This window comes from Xanthobacter sp. NM-25 (assembly GCF_022138605.1).
GTDB lineage: Bacteria > Pseudomonadota > Alphaproteobacteria > Rhizobiales > Xanthobacteraceae > Xanthobacter.
The window spans coordinates 490,223-510,860 of the sequence record NZ_JACBFS010000001.1 but is presented as its reverse complement, the minus strand read 5'-3'; the positions used below and the strand labels follow the sequence as shown (position 1 = coordinate 510,860).

18 protein-coding genes and 1 tRNA gene are annotated in these 20,638 nt (G+C 67.1%); 10 read left to right on the top strand and 9 right to left on the bottom strand.

Going from position 1 to position 20,638, the window contains the following annotated elements; all coding sequences use genetic code 11:
- Positions 1 to 9 precede the first annotated feature (9 nt).
- From sufD to MEU52_RS02355, 3 genes are all read left to right on the top strand, one after another.
- Positions 10 to 1,314: a Fe-S cluster assembly protein SufD gene (sufD, locus tag MEU52_RS02365; protein WP_238121558.1), complete on the top strand. Its 1,305-nt coding sequence runs from the start codon at positions 10 to 12 to the stop codon at positions 1,312 to 1,314.
- 327 nt (positions 1,315 to 1,641) lie between these two features.
- A complete protein-coding gene (locus MEU52_RS02360) occupies positions 1,642 to 2,019 on the top strand; it encodes an SUF system Fe-S cluster assembly protein (RefSeq protein ID WP_238121559.1) in 378 nt (125 codons plus the stop codon).
- Positions 2,020 to 2,023: 4 nt separating this feature from the next.
- A complete protein-coding gene (locus MEU52_RS02355; RefSeq protein WP_238121561.1) occupies positions 2,024 to 2,440 on the top strand; it encodes a VOC family protein in 417 nt (138 codons plus the stop codon).
- A 65-nt stretch (positions 2,441 to 2,505) separates the two neighbouring features.
- Here MEU52_RS02355 and MEU52_RS02350 read toward each other — a convergent pair whose 3' ends face one another.
- Entirely contained in the window at positions 2,506 to 6,168 is a 3,663-nt protein-coding gene (locus tag MEU52_RS02350) for a sensor domain-containing protein (RefSeq protein ID WP_238121563.1), read from the bottom strand.
- A 235-nt stretch (positions 6,169 to 6,403) separates the two neighbouring features.
- On the opposite strand from MEU52_RS02350, the gene MEU52_RS02345 reads away from it, so the two are divergent.
- Complete coding sequence (locus MEU52_RS02345; RefSeq protein WP_238121565.1) at positions 6,404 to 6,805, top strand: HesB/IscA family protein; 402 nt, start codon at positions 6,404 to 6,406, stop codon at positions 6,803 to 6,805.
- A 78-nt stretch (positions 6,806 to 6,883) separates the two neighbouring features.
- Positions 6,884 to 6,968: transfer RNA gene (locus MEU52_RS02340), tRNA-Leu, on the top strand.
- Between the two features lie 178 nt (positions 6,969 to 7,146).
- Here MEU52_RS02340 and MEU52_RS02335 read toward each other — a convergent pair.
- Positions 7,147 to 7,950 (bottom strand): hypothetical protein, encoded by an 804-nt coding sequence (locus MEU52_RS02335; protein WP_238121566.1) that lies wholly within the window; start codon positions 7,948 to 7,950, stop codon positions 7,147 to 7,149.
- A gap of 244 nt (positions 7,951 to 8,194) precedes the next feature.
- On the opposite strand from MEU52_RS02335, the gene MEU52_RS02330 reads away from it, so the two are divergent.
- Both MEU52_RS02330 and MEU52_RS02325 read left to right on the top strand, forming a co-directional pair.
- Positions 8,195 to 8,791 carry a superoxide dismutase gene (locus MEU52_RS02330; RefSeq protein WP_238121567.1) on the top strand — a complete coding sequence of 199 codons (597 nt, stop codon included), beginning with the start codon at positions 8,195 to 8,197 and terminating at the stop codon, positions 8,789 to 8,791.
- Positions 8,792 to 9,171: 380 nt separating this feature from the next.
- Entirely contained in the window at positions 9,172 to 10,842 is a 1,671-nt protein-coding gene (locus tag MEU52_RS02325; protein WP_238121568.1) for an ArnT family glycosyltransferase, read from the top strand.
- Between the two features lie 30 nt (positions 10,843 to 10,872).
- Here the strand turns inward: MEU52_RS02325 and MEU52_RS02320 are convergent, their stop codons facing one another.
- The gene (locus MEU52_RS02320) at positions 10,873 to 11,856 is read right to left on the bottom strand and encodes a zinc transporter ZntB (RefSeq protein ID WP_238121569.1); all 984 of its coding nucleotides are present in this window, start codon (positions 11,854 to 11,856) and stop codon (positions 10,873 to 10,875) included.
- A 91-nt stretch (positions 11,857 to 11,947) separates the two neighbouring features.
- Positions 11,948 to 12,811: an amino acid ABC transporter substrate-binding protein gene (locus MEU52_RS02315; protein ID WP_238121570.1), complete on the bottom strand. Its 864-nt coding sequence runs from the start codon at positions 12,809 to 12,811 to the stop codon at positions 11,948 to 11,950.
- A 215-nt stretch (positions 12,812 to 13,026) separates the two neighbouring features.
- Here MEU52_RS02315 and MEU52_RS02310 point away from each other — a divergent pair, with 215 nt between their 5' ends.
- Genes MEU52_RS02310 through MEU52_RS02300 form a run of 3 tightly spaced genes read left to right on the top strand, consistent with a single transcriptional unit; the run spans position 13,027 to position 15,615 of the window.
- The gene (locus MEU52_RS02310) at positions 13,027 to 14,025 is read left to right on the top strand and encodes an ABC transporter substrate-binding protein (protein WP_238121571.1); all 999 of its coding nucleotides are present in this window, start codon (positions 13,027 to 13,029) and stop codon (positions 14,023 to 14,025) included.
- Positions 14,026 to 14,035: 10 nt separating this feature from the next.
- Positions 14,036 to 14,827, top strand: coding sequence for an ABC transporter permease (locus MEU52_RS02305; RefSeq protein ID WP_238121572.1), 792 nt, complete (start codon positions 14,036 to 14,038; stop codon positions 14,825 to 14,827).
- A 2-nt stretch (positions 14,828 to 14,829) separates the two neighbouring features.
- Complete coding sequence (locus tag MEU52_RS02300; RefSeq protein ID WP_238121573.1) at positions 14,830 to 15,615, top strand: ABC transporter ATP-binding protein; 786 nt, start codon at positions 14,830 to 14,832, stop codon at positions 15,613 to 15,615.
- 18 nt (positions 15,616 to 15,633) lie between these two features.
- On the opposite strand, the gene MEU52_RS02295 is transcribed toward MEU52_RS02300, so the two are convergent.
- The 5 genes from MEU52_RS02295 to MEU52_RS02275 all read right to left on the bottom strand — a co-directional run bounded on the left by MEU52_RS02295 (position 15,634) and on the right by MEU52_RS02275 (position 20,638).
- Positions 15,634 to 16,542 carry an NAD(P)/FAD-dependent oxidoreductase gene (locus MEU52_RS02295; RefSeq protein WP_238121575.1) on the bottom strand — a complete coding sequence of 303 codons (909 nt, stop codon included), beginning with the start codon at positions 16,540 to 16,542 and terminating at the stop codon, positions 15,634 to 15,636.
- A 151-nt stretch (positions 16,543 to 16,693) separates the two neighbouring features.
- Positions 16,694 to 17,470: a ferredoxin--NADP reductase gene (locus MEU52_RS02290; RefSeq protein WP_238121576.1), complete on the bottom strand. Its 777-nt coding sequence runs from the start codon at positions 17,468 to 17,470 to the stop codon at positions 16,694 to 16,696.
- A 178-nt stretch (positions 17,471 to 17,648) separates the two neighbouring features.
- Entirely contained in the window at positions 17,649 to 18,539 is an 891-nt protein-coding gene (gene rfbD / locus MEU52_RS02285; protein ID WP_337927119.1) for a dTDP-4-dehydrorhamnose reductase, read from the bottom strand.
- Entirely contained in the window at positions 18,539 to 19,600 is a 1,062-nt protein-coding gene (gene rfbB / locus MEU52_RS02280; protein WP_238121577.1) for a dTDP-glucose 4,6-dehydratase, read from the bottom strand. The genes rfbD and rfbB overlap by 1 nt, the downstream gene beginning before the upstream one ends.
- Positions 19,601 to 19,672: 72 nt before the next feature.
- A complete protein-coding gene (locus tag MEU52_RS02275; RefSeq protein WP_238121578.1) occupies positions 19,673 to 20,638 on the bottom strand; it encodes a class I SAM-dependent methyltransferase in 966 nt (321 codons plus the stop codon).

Sequence of the window (20,638 nt, the reverse complement as noted above, 5' to 3'; positions counted from 1 at the left end):
GGGGCGCCGATGAACGCCAATCTTCGTCCGGTGCGGACCGCGGCTGAGCAGAGCCTGATCGACATGCTCGACGCCCGTCTCGCTGCACCCCCCCTTGGCTCCGCGCGCCTGAACGATCTGCGCCAGGAGGCCCGGGCCGCCTTTGCCGACAATGGACTGCCGACCCGGCGGGTGGAGGACTGGCATTATACGGATCTGCGCGCGGCGCTGCGCGGCGTGTCGCCGCTGGCCGGTGATGCGGCAGAGCCGGCGGCGCCATCGGCTTTTGTGGAGGCGCTGCGCGTCACCCTTGTCAATGGTCGTCCGCAGACGCTGCCGTCCGATCTGCCGCCGGGGCTGACGCTGCTGTCGCTGGCCGACGCCATCGCGGCTGATCACCCGCTGCTGGAGCTGATCGCCAGCGACGGGCCGGCGCAATATGATGCGGCACTGGCGCTCAACACCGGCTTTCTGGGTGAGGGCATCATCCTGCACGTGGCCGCCGGCGCGCAGATTCCGCAGGCGGTGGAGATCGCCCAGCTGTTTTCCGGCGCCGAGCCGGGCTGCATCTTCACGCGGATCCTGGTGGTGGTGGAGGATGGGGCCGCGCTCCGGCTGATCGAGCGTTTCGAGGGCCCCGCCGAGCGCGCCTATCTCGACAATGCGGTGATCGAGCTGCGGCTGGGCGACGGCGCGCGGGTGGATCATGTGCGGGTGCAGGCGGAAGGCGAGGCGGCCACCCACCTGGGCACCCTCGCCACCACCCTGGGGCGCGAGACCCATTACGACCTGTTCGTGCTCACTCTGGGCGCGGCTCTGTCGCGGCTTACGGTTTATGGCCGCTTCGCCGGCCATGACAGCCACATGGGCGTGCGCGGCGCCAGCCTCCTGGCGGGGGCGCGGCACGCGGATGTGACCTTGTTCGTCGACCATGCGGTGGCGCGCTGCGAGAGCCGCGAGCTGTTCAAGACGGTGCTGGCGGACCGTGCCCGGGGCGTGTTCCAGGGCAAGATCATCGTGCGGCCCGATGCGCAGAAGACCGACGGGCGTATGATGAGCCAGGCGCTGCTGCTCTCCGACGATGCGGAGATGGACAACAAGCCGGAGCTGGAGATTTTCGCCGACGACGTGCAGTGCGGCCACGGCGCCACCGCCGGCGCGCTGGACGACACCACGCTGTTCTATCTGATGTCGCGCGGGCTGCCGGAGAAAGAGGCCGAGATGCTGCTGATCCAGGCCTTTGCCGGCGAGGCGGTGGAGTTCGTGGCGGATGCCGAGATGCGGGAGGCGATCACGGCGCGCCTCACCGCATGGCTCGCGCTGCGAGCCGGGTGAGTGTGGCGCCATGGCGGTTTCCGTAGCACCGTCCATTGGCCGATTGAGCGGTGGTGGGGCCTGGAACCGGCGGCGCCGTTCACGCTGCGGCGCGAAAACGCAAGGGCAGAGGGCACGACACCATTGCATGGCGCGCCCTTTCGCCCGATATGAACCGCGTCGATCCGTCGATGTCCCGTGCGTGCCCCGCCTCTGGTGGGCCGGAGGGGGCCGGCGGACCCTGGTGCCTAGCTCCCAAGGCCGTCGGGCCCAAGGCCGTTACACCGTTACCCGTTTGACCGCAGCCCGCCATACCGGCGCCGGGCCCACGGCACAGGACGTGTTCGCATGACCCAGACCAACGCCACCGAGGCCACCAACAACCAGCCGCTGATCCACTCGGCCATTCCCGAGGCGGAGCTGACGCAGCTGACCGATGGCATCGTTGCCGCCCTGAAGACGGTGTTCGACCCCGAGATCCCGGTGGACATCTACGAGCTTGGCCTCATCTACAAGGTCGACATTGCCGACGACCGGTCGGTCGCCGTGGAAATGACCCTCACCACCCCCAATTGCCCCGCCGCCGCCGAGCTGCCGGGCATGGTGGAAAATGCCATCTGCGCGGTGCCGGGGATCTCCGGCGTGAAGGTGGACATCACCTTCGATCCGCCGTGGGAGCAGAGCCGCATGTCGGATGAGGCTCGCGCCACGCTCAATCTGTGGTGATGCCATGGACCGGCCGCCACCGCCCGGACGGGTGCTGGAGACCGGTCTCTACGTGGACGATCTCGCGCGCGCGGCGCATTTTTACGAACATGTGATCGGCCTCGTGCCGATGCGGGCGGATGCCCGCTTCATCGCCTATCCCGTGGGCGGAACGGTGCTGCTGCTGTTTCGTCGCGGCCAGAGCGACAGCCCCATCGGCCTGCCGTTCGGGGGCGTCATCCCGCCCCATGACGGCTCTGGGCGGGTCCATTTCGCCTTCGCGGTGGCACATGTCGCCCCCTGGCGCCGGCATCTCGCCTGCCACCAGGTGCCCATTGAGGGTGAAGTGGTCTGGCCCGGGGGCGGGGAGAGCCTCTATTTCCGGGATCCGGACGGACATCTGGTGGAAGTCGCCAGCCCCGGTCTGTGGCCGAACTACTGAGCACCGAACAACCGGGCAACGAACCACCAAGCGCGCCCCGCTCGCGGTTCGCGGCCGCTTCGGGATCAGAGCGCCGACGGCACGACCTTGCGGGCAAACAGACGCTCCAACTCCTCCGCCGGCCGGGGGCGGCTGAACAGGTAGCCCTGGCCGAGGTCGCAATTGCGATCCCGCAGGAAGTCGAATTGTTCCGGGGTCTCGATGCCTTCGGCCACCACCTCCAGCCCCAGGGCCTTGGCGACGGCGATGATGGCCACTGTGATCTCGCCGTCGGCCGCCGATTGCGGCAGGTCGCGCACGAAGCTGCGGTCGATCTTCAGCTTGGCGATGGGGAAGCGCTTCAGATAGCCGAGCGACGAATAACCGGTTCCGAAGTCGTCGAGGGCGATGCGCACCCCCATGTCGGCCAATTGCTGACACTTCTGCTCGGCGGCGGCGCGGGCCTCGAACAGCATGCTTTCGGTGATTTCAACTTCTAGGTGCTCGGCGTCGAGCCCGGTGCGCGCGAGCACTTCCTCGATGCGTCCACACAAGGTGTCGCGGCTGAACTGGCGCGGCGAGAGATTGACCGCCACATAGTCACAGACCGTGCCGTTCTCCAGCCAGGCGACCATCTGCCGGCACGCCTGCTCCAGCACCCAGTCGCCGAGCTGAACGATGAGGCCGGTCTCTTCCGCCAGCGGAATGAAACGATCCGGCATGATGAGGCCGTGGGTGGGGTGGCGCCAGCGCACCAGCGCTTCCACCCCGAGGATCCGCCGGCTGGCGAGGTCGACGCAGGGCTGGTAGTGCAGCTCGAACTCCTCGCGCACCAGCGCCCGGCGCAGCTCGGTCTCCATCTCGATCCGGCTCTTGGCCGCCTGGGTCAGCGCCTGGGTATAGAAGCTGGAGGTGCCCCGGCCGTTGTCCTTGGCCTCGAACAGCGCGGAATTGGCATGCTGCACCAGATGCTGGGCGCTGTCCGCGTCCTCCGGATAAAGGCTGATGCCGACGCTGGCGCCCACATAGACCTCGGTGCCGTCGGGGAACAGGTAGGGCTCGGCGAGGGTGTTGATGATGTCGCGGGCGATGGTGCCCGCCTCCTCGGGCGACTTCAGATCCTCGACGATCACCAGGAATTCGTCGGCTCCATAGCGGCCGACGCTGGCGCGGGCGCCGATGACGAGGCGCAGGCGTTCCGCGCACATGCGCAGCACCTGGTCGCCGGCCATGTGGCCGAAACTCTCGTTCACCGTCTTGAAGCGGTCGAGGTCCACGCACAGCACCGCGCAATGGGCGGTGGGCCGGTTCACCGCATGATCGAGCAGCGAAGCCAGGAGCGTGCGGTTGGGCAGATCCGTCAGCGGATCGTAATGGGCGATGTGATCCAGCTCGAATTCGGAGCGTTTGATCTCGGTGATGTCGTGGAAGGCGCCGATGTAGTTCTGCGGCTTGCCGGCGCTGTCGATGACGGTGCTGATCATCAGCTGCTGCAGGAACACCTCGCCGTTCTTGCGCCGGTTCCAGACCTCCCCCTGCCAGCTGCCCTCATCGAGGATGGCGTGCCACATGGCGCGGTAGAAGGCGCCGTCGTGGCGGCCCGAGCGCATGAGGCGCATGTTCTGGCCCACCACCTCCGCTTCCGTGTAGCCGGTGATGCGGGTGAAGGAGGGGTTGACGGTGGAGATCACCCCGTCGAGGTCGGTGACCACGAAGCCTTCATGGGAGTTCATGAATACGGCGGCCGCCAAGCTCAGGCGCCGTTCGGTCTGCTTGCGTTCGGTCACGTCCGCCAGCATGCCCACCAAGCGATCCACATGCCCGTCGTCACCGTGGCTGGCAAAGCCGCGCAGGGTGAATTCATGGTAGGTCTGGTCCTTGTGCCGGATGCGCAGATCGATCTCGAACTGCTGCGATGCACCGGAGCTGAGCTTGCGCCAGGCCTCGCGGAAGCGATCGCGATCATCATGATGGATGAGGGACGCCCAGAGAGCCCTGAGATCGATGGGTTCGTCGGGGCCGAGGCCCAGCAGCACGCGCCCGCGGGGTGAGATGTAGAGGTGTCCGCTGTGGCGGCTCCAGTCCCACACACCTTCCTCGGTGCTGCGGACCGCCAGCTCGAACCGCTGCTGGCTCTCCTTCAGTGCGCTGTCCTGGGCCCGGCGCTCGGAAATGTCCTGCCCCACCATGATGAAGTAATCCGGTGCGCCATTGTCGTCGCGGGCCAGGGAGGTGGTGCAGGTCATCCAGAGGCTGGATCCGTTCTTGCGCAGGTAGCGTTTCTCCATCTGCACATTGGTGACGCCGCCCCCGAGCAGCCGGGCGCGGCCCTCCACCACTTCCGCGGCATCCTCACCAACGCGCACCTGGGAGCAGGGCATGCCCTCCAGCTCCGTCCGCGAATAGCCGAGCATGGTGCACAAGGTGCCGTTCACCCGCAGGAACCGGTCATCGAGGCCCACATGGGCGATGCCCACGGCCGCCTGCTCGAAAGTGGCGCGAAACCGCGTCTCCGCCTGGCTGAGCGCCCGCGCCTGCGCGATCATGCGGCTCGAGGCGCGCCGCTTGATGGTTTCGTTGACCGCCGCGCCGATGGCGAAGGCCAACAGTACCGCGAGCCCGGAGACCGCCGCCGACAGGGCGGCGATGGTGCGGGCGGAGCTGAGTACCTCATCGGTGCTGATCTTCGCGACGATTTCCACCGGTGTGCCAGGGACCGCCCGCCGGATGGCCAGCACCCGATCGCCGAGATGGTCGCGGCCCACATGGGGCGGGTCCTGATCCGTGGTGACGCTGGCGAAATCGTAGATGTGCGGATCAATGGGGGTGGTGAGCGGCTGCGCTCCGCTGTGGCGTTGCGGCGTGGTGATCAGCCACCCCTTGTTTTCCACTGGCCGCATCATGAACACATCGGTGGAGCGCGAGCCCCGCATGCCGATGGCGAGGGTCGGGTAGAGGAAGTCGGAGGCCGCGTTCTCGCTCAGCAGCGCGCCTTCCAGCCCACCGCCCTGCTCGGGCGGCGCCAGGATCGGGACCAGAATGCCGTGATGGGTGTCGAGATCGGCGGCGGTCCACAGCGGCACGAAGGTCGGCTGGCGGTCGCGCCGCATCTGCGCCAGCAGCGTGGGCAGCTCGGGTGGAATGGTGGAGCCCTCGGCGCTGGCGCTCAGCCGGCGGCCCTGGGGATCGAACAGTTGCAACGCGGTGAAGCCGAAGCTCTTGGCATCATCGGCGAGCATCGCGCGGGCTTGCGCCTGCAACTTTTCATTGTTAGTGCTGGCGGACGCTCGTAAAAGCTTCACAAGCTGGACGATCTCGGGGGCGATCGCGATGGCGTGGGTGGTGCCGAAGGCCTGCTCCCGCTGGCGTTCAAGCGCGCGCAGCTGGATGTCGGTGAGGCTCTGCAGATAGCGCTGGTTGTCGACCAGCAGGCGCTGCGCCGTGACCCGGTAAGTGTAGGTAATGGTGAGCAGGACGCCGATGCTGAGCAGAATGGTGATCACGAGGATCGGCAGCACCCGCAGTTGAAAGCTCCTGGCTCCCGGCCCCGCCTTGGCGATGCGTTCGAGGGTGAAAAACAGCAGAACCGAGGTGATGGCGATGAACACACCGTTGGTGTAAGGCGCAACGGTTCCGGCAACGCGGGGGCAGACGAACACGGTCAGCAGCACGTCGGACAGCAGCAGCCAAATGGTGGCGCCTATCGCATAGGCGATGGTCAGGCGAAGAATTTGGCTGTGTACGATCATGGAGCGCCGGGAGGTCGGTCCCTTCGGGAGAGGGGAACTGCACGGAAGCGGAGACTCCCGCCGGAACGGGAGCCTAACGTTCTAGTTTTAAAGCTAAAACTTGACCATATGCCACAGGCGAAGAGGCCAAGGATTGGCGGGCATCGTTACTCTGCGCCTTGTGGGTGGCGCCCACATCCACCATTTAGGTGAAGATCCGCGCTCGCATCGCCTGGGCGCCGGCCGGAGTTGCATCATGAGTGACACTTCCCCTCCTTCTGCGAAGACGCGTGCGCGTCCTGCTGTTCTGAGCATCACCGAGGCCGCAGCTGCGCGCCTGCACGAGATTCTGTCGCAGCAGGAGGCGGGTGCGGCCGTGCGGCTCGGTGTGGCCAATGGTGGCTGCGCCGGCATGTCATACACGATGGAGTATACGAACGAGATCGCGCCTTTGGATACCGTCGTGGAGGAAAAAGGTGTGCGCGTCGTGATTGATTCCAAGGCGTTACTGTTTCTGCTGGGCACCGAGATGGACTTCAAGGAGGACAAGCTCGCGGCTCAGTTCGTGTTCAACAATCCGAATCAGGTTTCCGCCTGTGGCTGCGGCGAGTCCGTCTCGCTGGTGCCGGCGGATGCGTCTGCGGTTGGCGACGCCTGAGGCGGGACGACCCATCGCGCAGTTGGCGCGGCGCGGCAGACCCGCTAAGAAGCCCAGCGCGCTGATGCGCGCCGCGTTGTGGGCGTGGCGAAACTGGTAGACGCAAGGGACTTAAAATCCCTCGCCTTTAGGCGTGCGGGTTCGATCCCCGCCGCCCACACCAGGGCCCGGGTCGCTTCGGTTCTGGTCGTTTGAATGACTCCCCGCCGCGAACGAGCCTGTGGCCGATCGGCGTCTCGCATGGCGGCCGCTGGCGCTGCGCGGCTGCGACCCGGCTCATCAGGACACGCCCGTTGAATCAGGCTCGGCGGGCGACCTCTGGCGCCCGCCGTCTCGCGCACCTACTGGGTGCGCGCCACGTGGTCGCGCAGTTCCTGCAGCGAGGCGAAGCGCACCACGCCATCGGGCAGCTCGGCCTGAATCGACCCATCCGAATAGAGCGTATAGGCCATGCCGCCGACGATGCCGGATTTGAGGATGCGCGGCTCCTCGGGTGCCGGCTCGGCTTCGACCGCCGGTGCGGCGGGCTTTGGTTCGCCCGTCCGGGGCGGCGGCTCATAGCCGGTGCGGGGCAGGGGCGGCAGGGCCGGTTCGGGCGTCGGCCGCGGCGGTGCCTCGCCACGGCGGGCAAGGTGCGCCCGGCGCGCGTCGAGCATGGGATCGGCCACCGGGGCCTCCACCGGACGGGCCGGCGGAGCGCGGCGGGGCTGGGGCTCCTGCGGGGGAGCCGAGGTGGCTTCGGGCGGCAGCAGGTCTTCCACCGAGAGCGCGGGGGCGCGGCGCTGGGGTTCGCGGCTCACGGTGCGCACCGGCTCGGCCGGCGGCGCCTCCTCGATGGCGGGCTCCATCGCGTCGTCCATGGGGATCTGGGGCGCGAGGGCAGGTTCGTCCTCCATCTCCTCATCCATATCGGGCGCGCCGCCGCGGCCGCGGGCGATAGCGGTCTCGATGCGCTGGGACAGGCGCTCCATCTGTCGCAGCACCAGGCCCATGGCGATGATGACCAAGCCGCCGGATGCCGCAACCGCACCCGTCGTGATCAGCGTGTTGCCGAAGGTGGAGATGAAGATGGAGACGCCGAGGGCGATCACCGAGACGCCGGATAGCGTGATCAGCACACCGAGAAGGACTAAAAACCACCACATCCCGCTACCCCATTTCACTGAACCGGCATGGCGCGGCTCGCGCCCGGAAGGCGCCCCCATACCCCAATGGGGACGCATCGTATGCATAGGCGTGGTGGCGCCCACAAAATTGGCGAGATCAAGGTTGTTTGGAGACCGGCCCGGCCCTATCTAGGTCCCAGCTCGGACGCTCTGCACCTGCCGACCAAACCGACATGGGGCCCTTGCGTCGAGCCTGTCGCCGGATCGTTTGCGGAGATGTTTCATGTCCTTTACGCTGCCCGACCTGCCGTACTCCTATGACTCTCTCGCCCCCTTCATGTCGCGGGAGACCCTCGAGTACCACCACGACAAGCACCACCTCGCTTATGTGAATAATGGCAATAATCTCTTAAAGGGAACTGAATTTGAAGGGAAATCCCTTGAGGAGATCGTGAAAGGCTCGTTCGGCAAGAATGCCGGGCTCTTCAACAATGCCGGCCAGCACTACAACCACCTGCACTTCTGGAACTGGATGAAGCCCAACGGTGGCGGCGCCATTCCCGGTGAGCTCGAGAAGAAGATCATCGAGGACATCGGCTCGGTCGAGAAGTTCAAGGAAGACTTCGTCGCCGCCGGCACCACCCAGTTCGGCTCCGGCTGGGCCTGGCTGTCCGTGAAGGACGGCAAGCTCGAGGTCTCCAAGACCGCCAATGGCGAGAACCCGCTGGTGCACGGCGCGACCCCGATCCTCGGCGTCGACGTGTGGGAGCACTCCTACTACATCGACTACCGCAACCGGCGGCCCGACTACCTCAAGGCGTTCGTCGACCAGCTGGTCAACTGGGAGTATGTGGCGGAGCTGTACGCAAAGGCCGTCTGATCCCGGCCGACGTGGAATGAAACGCCCCGGCCATCGGCCGGGGCGTTTTTTTGGCCTCGATCCCCTCGGGACCCGCCGGAGTCATGGCGTGCGATGCAATAACCGCCTGGGTTGCGTCTTTTTCTCACCTGCCATTGAGCAGCAGTAGCAATACCCTTCCAGATTGGAGCAAATGCCGCGTTCGCGGACGTAAAAAACCGCAATTTGGGCCACCCCCGGCATAATCTTGTTGCAGTTCCAAGTTAGCCGATCTTATGTGCGCTCTCCTTCGCGAGACGGACCCGAGACGCGACCCTGCGGCGTGCCGCAGGTGGTGGTGGGATAGGGACGGCGGCGGATGGGCGCTCAGTTCAGGTGTCTCGTTTTGGGGTCCTCCGTCCATGTGGGTGCTGCTTAACAGCCGGCGGCCGGGTGCGCGCGCTGATGCCTGTTCCATCGCTTTGCTGCTGGTGCTCGCGGCCATTGCCGCATTCACCTTCGCCGACTACGGGCTCGGCTGGGATGATTTCACCCATTCCCAATACGGCAGCCTACTCTACAACTATTTCGCGTCCGGGCTGACCGACCGGAAGGTCTTCTCCTTCGTCAACCTCTACTATTACGGCGGCGGCTTCGACGTGATCGCCGACATGCTGGCCAAGGTCCTGCCGTTCGATGTGTTCGACATCCGGCGCTTCCTGGGGGCGGCGGTGGGGCTGGCGGGCTTCGTGGTGGTGTGGCGGCTCGCCCGGCGTCTGGCGGGCCCGGTGGCGGGTTTCGCGGCCATCGCCTTGCTCGCCATCTGTCCCCTCTACTATGGCCATATGTTCATGAACGCGAAGGACATTCCCTTCGCTGTGGCGGTCATCGGCCTGATCTATGCGGCGGTTCGCGCGTTTGATGAGTTCCCCAATCCCACGCCGCGCACGGTGACTCTGTTCGGCATTTTCGCCGGCCTCGCGGTGGGCACGCGGGTGGTGGGGGGGATGACGGTGATCTATCTCGCCCTGGCCCTGGCCTTCGTGTTCGTGAGCGAGTGGCGCAGTCAGGGTCTGCGGGCCAGCGCCGCGCGTATGGGGCGGTTTGTGCTGCTGCTGGCGCTGGGGCTGCCGCTCGCCTACTTCGTGCTCGGCATGGTGTGGCCGTGGGGCGTGGCCCAGCCGGACAATCCCTTCCTGGCGTTGAAATATTACTCGAAGTTCTGGGAAGTGCCGTGGCGTGAGATGTTCGAGGGGCGGCCGATCCTCGTGCCCGACATGCCGCGCAGCTATGTGCCGACCCTATTCTCGGTGCAGATGCCGGAGCTGTTCCTGGGGCTGGCCGTGGCCGGAGCGGTGGGGTCTGTGGTGGCGGTGTTCGCCGGCCACGACACGCCGGCGCGCCGCGCGCGGCTCATTCTGGTGGTGATGGCCGCCCTGTTCCCGATCGCTCTGGTGGTGACGACCCGGCCGGTGGTCTACAACGGCATCCGCCATTTCGTGTTCGTGTCGCCGGCTCTGGCGGTGCTGGCCAGCCTCGCCGCCGCGTGGCTGTGGCGCAAGGCCGAGGCGCTGCCGGGTCTGGTGCGTGTCCATCTGGGGGCGTGGCAGCCGAGCCGCAGCGCCGTGGGCCGCGGCGCGCTGGCAAGCGTCTTCGTGGTCGGAGTGCTGTTCCCGGCCGCCAACTTCTTCAAATTGCACCCTTACGAATATACCTATTACAACCACATCATCGGTGGTATCCGCGGCGCCCAGAAAATGTTCATGCTCGATTATTGGGGCCTGGCGTTCAAGCAGGCCACTGAAGAGCTTGATGAATATGTGGATGCGCACACGCGGACCCTGCCGCAGGGGCGCAAGCTGCGGGTGGCCGTGTGTGGGCCCTATTTCGCCGCCGCTGCCGAGTTGGGCCCGCGCTACGAGACCACCTATGACAGCCGGCATGCCGACTTCTATCTGGCGCTGGGCGAGTTCTATTGCGCCGACGTCAAGGCGCCGGTGCTGGTGAAGATCGAGCGCGATGGCGTCACCTACGCCCGCGTGTTCGATGTGCGCGGCCGGCCCTTCCCCAGCGTGTTCGCCGCCGGTCAGTAGCCGGCGGCCCGAGGCCGCTGGGCGGATCGCTCAGATCCAGCGCAGGCGGCGGAATGCCCACAGGAAGAAGCCGCCGAGCCCCAGCAGGATCACGCTGACGATCCAGAAGCCTTCGCCATCCGTGGAGCCGGGAATGCCGCCCACGTTCATGCCGAACATGCCGGAGATGAGGGTGAGCGGGGCGAACACCACGGTGACCACCGCCAGAACCAGCATGGATTGATTCATCTGCTCGGCGCGCCGGTCCACCATCTGGTCGCGGATCACGGCGGCGCGCTCGCGCACGCTGTCCAGCTCCTCGGTGAAGCGGGTGACGCGGTCGGCCGCATCGCGGATGCGGTTGCGGTCCTTGGGGCCCAGCCAGTCGTCGTCTTCCAGCGAGAAATGGTTGAGCGCCTCCCGCTGCGGGGCGATGTGGCGCCGCAGCTTGATGGCCACCCGCCGCAGCACCGCAACCTGGCGCAGCAGCTCGGAACTCTCCGCGGACTGAACCGCATCCTCGAGCTCATCCGCCTCGTCGATCAGGCTGTTCACCACCGCATCGAGCCGGTCCACCAGCCGCATGGACAGTTCGGCGATGAACTCGCCCTGGCTGCGCGGGCAACGGCCGCGCTTGAGCATGTCCTCATAATCGGCAATGGCCGACAGGGGTTCGTGCTGCACGGAGATGATGCGGCGCGCATCCACCCACAGGTGGACGGTGATCAGCTCCTCGGGCAGTGCATTGCGTTGCAGATTGATGCCGCGCAGGGAGAGCAGGGCGCCATCGGCGAACACTGCGCAGCGCGGCCGCGCCTCCGATTCCACCAGGGCCTCCACGGCGGAGGGATCCACGCCGCTGGTCTGCCGCAGCCAGACTTGGTCGGCCCGCTCGATGTGGCGGAAGTGAAGCCACAGGAAGCCGCCCTCGGCGATGGGCGTGCGCAGGATCTCATGCCAGCCGATGCGCGTTCCGGCCCCCTTGCCGTCGAAGGACCAGGCGGTCAGCAGGCCTTCAGCGTCGAGCGTGTTCATGTGCGTTCCGTGTGCGGATCAGTCGCCTCCCCTTGGCACGATTGCATGAAGGGGAAAAGGCGGTGCCGCAGGGGAGAGCGGAAACCCTCTGCTATTTCGGCACGCCGTTGATCACGAATAGGGCGTTGAGGAATTGGTCCGGCGGGAATTCGCCGAAGGTGCGGGCATAGATCTGGCGGATCTGCTCGCTGCGGTAGAGATCGGCCAGGGTGCTGTCCACCAGCAGACGAAACGCCTGGTCACCCCGGGGCAGGGCCAGGGCATAGGTCTCGAAAGTGAAATACTGGTCCGACAGGGCCAGACTGCCGGCATAGGGGCTGTTGGTGATGAGGTAGTGCAGGATGCCGCGGTCGCCGAAATAGGCATCGAGCTTGCCATCGGCGAGCTGGCGCAGGCCCTCCGGATGGTCGGAAACCGCCACCACGTCCGCCTTCACCCGCATCTGCGCCAGGGTGGAGCGCAGCGTCTCCTCGGTGGTGGTGCCCTTCAGCACCCCCACCTTGCGCCCCTCCAGCTCTTCGAGCCCCTTCACCGGCTTGCCGCGGGTGACGACGCCGGCGCCATCGAGAAACGTGGGCAAGGAGAAATCCACCAGCGCCCGCCGCGACATGGTCATGGAGCTGGGCTCGCACAGCACGTCTATCTTGCCGTCGTGCACCGCCTGGAACCGATTCTCGGCGGAGACCTCGACATATTCGATGTTCAGCTTCGGCAGCTTGAGGGCCCGCTGCACGTTGGCCGCCACCTCCCGGCACAGATCGACAATGAAGCCCGCCGGCTTGCCGGTGCTGGCGGCATAGGAATAGGGCGGGGCGAAGTGGCGATAGCCGATGCGAATGGTCTTGTCGGCGGCGATGCGGTCGAGGGTCTGGGCCGATGCCGCGCCCGCCAGGGCCGGCGTGGCGAGTGCCAGCAGCACCATCACAAATCGCAGTCGGTCCCTCAGTGCCGCCATGTCGCCCCCCTTGCGCTGTCGTGTCCGATGTTCTGGCCAATCGCGCGGCATGCTGCCATTGCGCGCGGCAAAAGGCGAGGCCGCCAATGCGCCGCTTGGTCGCGGCGCCGCCGCCTGTGTGCGCTTGCGGAAAAGACCGGAATGGGCGCAGCTATATTTCATTGAATATAACATGGGTGGAGCGCGGCCCGCCCGCCATTTCATGAGGTTGGTTCATGCAAGCTTTGCTTTCGCGCCGGAAGATGCTGGGCACGCTCGCCGCAGCGAGCTGTGGAATCGCCGGGTCCGGGCTGGGCCGGGCCTTCGCGGCGCCGGCGACCGGCCTCGAGGTGCTCGGTGCCCCGAATGGCTCGACCGTGGTGCTGGCGCGGCTGATGGCCTCTGGCGGCCTCGCTGCGGCGGCCCCTGGTGCCACCTTTCGGCTGTGGCGCGATACGGATGACCTGCGCGCCGCCATCGTATCCGGTCGTACCCGCCTGTTCACCACGCCCACCCATGTGCCGGCCAATCTCGCCAATCGCGGCCTGCCGCTCAAGCTGCTGTGCATCTTGTCCATGGGTCATCTGACGGTGGTCAGCGCCGACCCGAATATCAAGGATATCAAGGATCTCGCCGGCAAGGACGTGCTCGGCTTCTTCCGCAACGATATGCCGGATCTGGTGTTTCGGGCCTGCCTGAAGGGCGCCGGCATGGATCCCGACAAGGATGTGAAGCTCACCTATGTGCAGACCTCGATGGAGGCGGCGCAGATGCTGGCCGCCGGGCGGGTCACCACGGCCGTCCTGTCGGAGCCGCCGGCCACGGCCGCCATCATGATGGCGAAGCAGGCGGGCCGCCCGCTCTATCGCGCGGTGAACCTGCAGGACGTCTGGCGTGCGCAGCATCACGGCCTGGGCCTGCCCATGGCCGGTGTCGCGGTGCATGAGAAGCTGATCGAGGACAATCCGGAGGTCATGGCAGCGCTGCGCGCGGGCCTTGGTCCGGCCCGCGACTGGGTGCTCGCCAATCCCGGCCCCGCCGGTGAGCTGGCGCAGGCCCAGATGGGGATGAAGGCACCGGTTTTCTCCGCCTCCCTTTCCCATTTCAATGTGGTGGCGGATGGCGCCAAGCAACTGCAGGCGGGCCTGGTGGCGTTCTACGAGACCATTCTGGCCATGCAGCCGGAAGCGCTCGGCGGCAAGCTGCCGCCGGACGATTTCTATCTGAGCATGTGAGGGGGCCGCCATGCCGGCCCATGCAGGCAAGATGGCACGGTGGGGCTGGGGCGCGTTCGGGGTGGCGCTGCTGGCGGCCGCCTGGCAGTGGGGCTTCCACGCCCTCGGCCCCTTCGTGCTGCCCTCGCTCCAGGAGACGGGGCGCGCCCTGTGGGCCTTGATCGTGGAGGGGGCGGCGCTGCCGGCGCTGCTGGCCACCGCGGGCCACGCGCTGGGCGGCTTCGCGGTGGGCGGCGCGGTGGGGCTGCTGCTCGGCCTCGCCGGGGGGCTGGTGATGCCGGTGGGCGCCATGGCGACGCCGGTTCTGATCATGATTCTGGGCACGCCCCCCATCGCCTGGGTGGTTCTGGCGCTCTTGTGGTTCGGCCCCGGCGGCGCCGCGCCGGCCTTCACGGTGGCGGTGACCGCGGCACCCATCGTGTTCCTGGCGGCGATGCACGGGGTGCGCAGCCGCGATCCCCGGCTGGAGGAAATGGCCCGGGTGTACCGGGCGCCGCTGTGGCAGCGCACCACGGATCTCATTCTGCCGGCGCTGGCGGGGCAGTTGGTGCCGGCGCTGGCGACCGCGCTGGCCTTCTCCTTCAAGGTGGCGGTGATGGCCGAGGTGTTGAGCGGTGCTGATGGGGTCGGGGGAGGTATCGCCAATGCGCGGGCCTATCTCGACCTCGCCCAGACCATGGCCTGGATCGTGCTCGTGGTGGTGGTGCTGCTGTGCGCCGATGCGATTCTGCTGGCGCCGCTGCGGGGCTGGCAGGCGGCGCGCAGCGACCGGCCGCAGGTGCTCGCGGCGGCAGGGGGCTGACCATGCTCGCATTCGATGAGGTGCGCCTCGCTTATGCCGATGGGGTGGTGCTGGATCGCATTTCGCTGGAGGTCCGGCCCGGCGAACTGGTGGTCATCCTGGGCCGTTCTGGCTGCGGCAAGACCACGTTGCTGCGTCTTGCCGCCAAGGCCGAACGGCCGAGCGCCGGCCGTCTGGCCAATGGCTTCGAGGACATCGCCATGGTGTTTCAGGAGCCCCGCCTGCTGCCGTGGGCGGATGCGCGGGACAACGCCGCCTTTGGGCTCAAGGCCCGGGGCGTTGCCCGTGCCGCGCGGCGGGGCATGGCCAACGACATTCTCACGCGCTTCGGCTTCGCTCCGGCGGATCTCGACAAGCGGCCGTCCGCCCTGTCCGGTGGCATGCAGCAGCGCGTCGCCATCGCCCGGGCGCTGGCCGTGGCGCCGCAGCTGGTGCTGATGGACGAGCCGTTCTCGGCGCTGGATGTGGGGCTGCGCCAGGACCTGCAGGGTCTGGTGCGCCAGGAGGTGGAGCGGGCGGGAACAGCGGTGTTGTTCGTGACCCATGACATCGCCGAGGCGGTCCGCCTCGCCGATCGGATCGTGGTGCTGTCACCGCGCCCGGCGCGGGTGGTGGCGGATGTGGCCCATGTGCCGGTCAGCGAGCCCAGCGCCATCTATGCCGCCGCCGCGGCGCTGCTGCGCCGGCCGGAGGTGGCGCAGGCGCTGTCGACACCACCGCCCGCCGCGCCGGCCCGAGGCCTTGGGTGCGCACCGCTGGGCCGCCTGGAACCCCTGCCGGGAGAGTGATTTAAGAGACCTTCACGGTTACGGTGCGGTGACGGCACCCCGCACCCGATCCACGAAGCGGGCGACGGCATCCTCCTCCAGTGTGCGTTGAATCGCCTTGGCGGCAACGATGCCGTCGGCCATGGAGGTCACGCAGCACGGGTGCATGCGCTGCGCCAGCTCGCCGATGGCATAGAGGTTGGGGATGGAGGTCTGACACGCGGCATCGGTCTCCACGAAACCGCGCGGCGTGCGGGCGAGTTCGAGATCCCGCGCATAGGGCAGGTAGGGCTCCCAGCCATAGAGCACCACCAGGCGGTCATAGGCCCGGTCGGCGACCGCCGGCGTTTCCGGTTCCACCGCATAGGGGCCGAGGCGCACGTCGCTGGCCGGCACCTTCTCCAGGAATTCGCGACGTGCGCGGATGGTGCGGGCGTAGATGTGCACCGTCGTGGCGCCGCGCTTGCGCACGAAGATGTAGTTCTCGAAGGCATTGTCGCCGCCGCCGAGGATGGCCACGTGCTGCCCTTCAAACGCGGCATTGAACATGGTGCGGCCGGGACCGATGAGCACCTGCTCAGACGCCGAAAGGCCGCCCTTCACCGGTCGCACGCCGCTCGCCAGCACCGCGGTGCGTGCCAGGATCAGGGCGCCGTTCTCTGTGGTGACGCGGAAGCCGCCCGCCACCACCTCGAGGCTGGCCACCGCTTCGCCCCGGCGGCAGACGATGCTATGGCTCGTGAGGTGGGCATCAAGGTCATGGGCCACCTCATATCCGGTCTTGCCCATGACCGAGGCGATCCACTCGTTGGGATAGGGATTGTCGTTCTGCAAACCACCGAGGGCAGACCGGCGCTCGATGAGGCAGGGGCGGAATCCCAGCATCTTGAGCCACAGGGCGCAGGAGGCCCCGGCCGGTCCGCCTCCGATGATCACCGCATCGAACATGCCCGTGTCGTCCCGCGCCCCCGCGTGCGACCCCGGCCGAACATCGGCCGCGGAAAAGCGGCCCCGAACATCGACGCCTCGGATGCAGACTAAGCGAGGATGGGCGGCGCGGCCATAGAGCCGCGACCCTTTGGGCGACCGCGGCCTCGCCTCAGCGCTCCACGAACGCCTTCTCGATCACATAGTGACCCGGCGCCGACTGGCTGCCTTCCTGAAAGCCGCGCTCTTCCAGAATGGCCACCATGTCCTTCAGCATCTGCGGGCTGCCGCAGAGCATGAGGCGATCCTCGGCCGGCGACATCACCGGCAGGCCAATATCGGCGAAGAGCTTGCCGGAGGTGATGAGATCGGTGAGGCGCCCCTGGTTGCGGAACGGCTCGCGGGTAACCGTGGGGTAGTAGATGAGCTTCTTCTTCACCTCTTCGCCGATGAACTCGTTGTTCGGCAGCTCGTTGGTGAAGAAGTCCTCATAGGCGAGCTCGGCCACGGTACGGGTGCCGTGGATGAGAATGATCTTCTCGAACCGCTCGTAGGCGTCCGGATCCTTGGTCACCGAGAGGAACGGCGCGAGGCCGGTGCCGGTGGAGAGCAGGTAAAGGCGCTTGCCGGGCAGCAGGTTATCTTGAATGAGCGTGCCGGTGGGCTTGCGGCCGACCAGGATCTTGTCGCCCACTTTCAGATGCTGCAGCCGCGAGGTGAGGGGGCCGTTCTGCACCTTGATGGAGAAGAACTGCAGCTCTTCCTCGTAATTGGCGCTGGCCATGGAATAGGCGCGCAGCAGCGGGCGGCCGTCCAGCATCAGGCCGATCATGGTGAACTGGCCGTTCAGAAAGCGCAGGCCCGGATCACGGGTGCAGGTGAAGGTGAAGAGGTTGTCGGTCCAATGATGGACGCTGGTGATGGTCTCTTCGTTGAAATTGCTGCTCATCTCGAAATCCGACGCGGCGAGCCCGCACGGGTCCATGGTGGACCTCAGCCGTGGCTCGGACAGAAACGGGGGCACCCTACAGGATGCGCGCAGTGCACAAAAGGACCAGCCGCAGCCGGCACGGCGGGACCAGTTGGGCCCACGGTGATGTCGATCAGCGCGGGGAGCCGAAGGTCCGTCAGGCGGAAACGGGGGTCTCCGCCAGCAGCCGCTCCACCACCTCCTGAACACGCTGCTGCCACGGCGCCGCGCGCAGGCCGAAGCTGCGATGGAAGAGGTCGCTGGCGAGCTGGGAATTGGCCGGCCGCTGGGCGGGGGTGGGATAGTCGGCGGTAGTGATCGGCGCCACCTCCGGATGGCGGCCGAGCTTCGGCGCCGCCACGCGGACGATCTCACTGGCGAAGCCGTGCCAGGTGGTCGCACCGTCGCCGGCGAAGTGATAGGTGCCCCAGCGGGCGCCGCCGGTGGCCGCCGCCCGGGCGGCGGCGAGCAGCGCTTCGGCCAGATCGTGCGTGGCCGTCGGGCAGCCGATCTGATCGGCGACGATGGTGAGGCGATCCCGTTCGCGGGCAAGCCGCAGCACGGTCTTGAGGAAATTGGCGCCGTAGGCGCCATAGACCCAGGAGGTGCGCACGATGATGTGCCGCTCCATCGCCGAGCGGACCGCCGCCTCGCCGGCCGCCTTGGTGCGCCCGTAGACGCCGAGGGGCGCCACCGGGTCCTGCTCCACATAGGGCGTGGGCTTGGTGCCGTCGAACACGTAATCGGTCGAGACGTGGATCAGCGGCGTGCGATAGCGCGCGCAGCGCTCGGCGATGTGGGCTGGCGCGAATGCGTTGATGCGCGCGGCGAGTTCCGGCTCGCTCTCCGCCTTGTCGACGGCGGTGTAGGCGGCGGCATTCACCACCACATCGGGGCGGTGGGATTCCAGCGCGCGGGCCACGGCCACCGGATCGCTGATGTCGAGGTCAGCATGGGTGAGGCCGGTCAGGGACAGGCCCTGCTTGGCGGCATGGTCGGAGATCTCGCGGCCGAGCTGGCCGCCGGCGCCGAGCAGCAGGATGTGCATCAGGATGCCTTTTCCACGGGGGCGAGGCCAAGCCGCTGGCCCTGGTAGCGCTGGCGCAGCGGCTCCCACCAGGGACGATGGTCGAGATACCACTGCACCGTGTCGGCGATACCGCTCTCGAAGGTGTGCCGGGGCGACCAGCCGAGCTCGCGGTTCAGCTTGGAGAAGTCGATGGCGTAGCGCGCGTCATGGCCGGGGCGGTCGGCGACGAAGGTGATCAACCGCTCGCGGGGACCGCGCGGATCCGGCACCCGCTCATCCAGCGCGGCGCAGATGGTGCGCACCACGTCGATGTTGCGGCGCTCGCTGGCGCCGCCCACGTTGTAGCTCTCGCCGGGACGTCCCTGGGTGGCGATGAGGAACAGGGCCTCGGCGTGGTCCTCCACGTAAAGCCAGTCGCGCACGTTCTCGCCAGTGCCATAGATGGGCAGCGGCGCGCCATCCAGGGCATTGAGAACGACCAGCGGAATCAGCTTCTCCGGGAAGTGGTAAGGCCCGTAATTGTTGGAGCAGTTGGACATCACCGCCGGCAGCCCATAGGTGTGGTGCCAGGCGCGGACCAGATGGTCGGAAGCGGCCTTGGACGCGGAATAGGGCGAGTTGGGCTGATAGGGGGTGTCTTCCCGGAACAGCCCCTCCGGCCCGAGGCTGCCGAACACCTCGTCGGTGGAGATGTGGTGGAAGCGGAACGCCTCCTTGGCCGAGCCTTGCAGGCCGCGCCAATAGGCCAGGGCCTCCTGCAAGAGGATGAAAGTGCCGACGATGTTGGTGTCGACGAACGCCCGGGGGCCATCGATGGACCGATCCACGTGCGATTCCGCGGCGAGGTGCATCACCAGGTCGGGCTTGAAGCTCTCAAGGGCGGTGCGCACCGCATCGGCATCGCAGATGTCCGCCTGCACAAAGCGGTGGCGCGGATTGTCCGCCACCGGCGCGAGGGATGCGAGATTGCCGGCATAGGTGAGCTTGTCGAAGGTGAGCACCTCGTGGCCCAGCCCCATCACGTGCCGCACCACGGCAGAGCCGATGAAGCCCGCGCCTCCCGTCACCAAAACCCGCATGGCACCGCGTCCCTCTTCGTTGAGCGCTGCTGCTATACACTATCGCGCGTGGTCCCGTCTCCCGCCAATGGGTTAGACCTTTCGTGCGACAAGGTAGGCGTCTACCGGACGGGCGGTGGAAGGCATGGGCATGAACCGGCCGACGGCCTGCGAGCCCAGATAGGCCAGCGCGATGCTGGCATGCCACGCCCAGCGATGGGCGAAATACCGCTCATCGGGAGAATCCGAGGTGCGCCGGAACAACAGCTTGTGCAGCCAGAAAAAAAAGATCTGATGCGGCGAGGGCGGCAGCTCGGACGCCTCCACCACCTCAAGCCCCACCTTCTGCGCCAGCGCCGAGAAGGCCCGCGGGTTCCACCAGGTGACGTGGTGGGGCGGCATGTTGATGGGCAGGTTGGGGATCTCGGTCAGGGGCGAGGGGAACAGCGGCGCCGCCAGGATGACGAGGCCGCCGGGCCGCACCAGCTGCGCCATCAGCTGCACATGGCGCAGCGGATCGGGCACGTGCTCCACCACGTGAAAGCACACCGCCACGTCATAGGCGCCGGGATTGCTGGAGGCGTGATGCTCCAGCGTCTCGCGGATGACCACGTCGTCCACGTCCGGGCTGGCATAGGGGTCGAGACCGGTATAGCGGGCATGCTTCACGTGATTGCGGAAGATGCCGGGCCCGCAGCCGATGTCGATGACCTTGGCGCCCTCGGGCACATAGGTCGCGGTGCGCAGGAAGTCGACCCGGGTCTGCCAGCGGAAGGTCAACGCCTTGTGCACCTCCCACTTGTCGTAATAGCTGCTGTAGAAGGCGCCGTCGCCCACCACCATGGGGTCGAAATAGACGAGGCCGGTGGGCGATTCGTAGAGGCTGAAGCCTTTGACGTCCTTGAACAGGGCGCTGACATCCACGCCCTGGCCATACTTCCAGATGTCCTGCATCAGGCTTTTGGACATGGTCTGAATGCGACGGACCGGCGGCGCGCCGGTGATCGGGCAGGGCAGGGCGCCGGCGAGGCTGGAATCGGATGCGGGCGTGGTGGACAC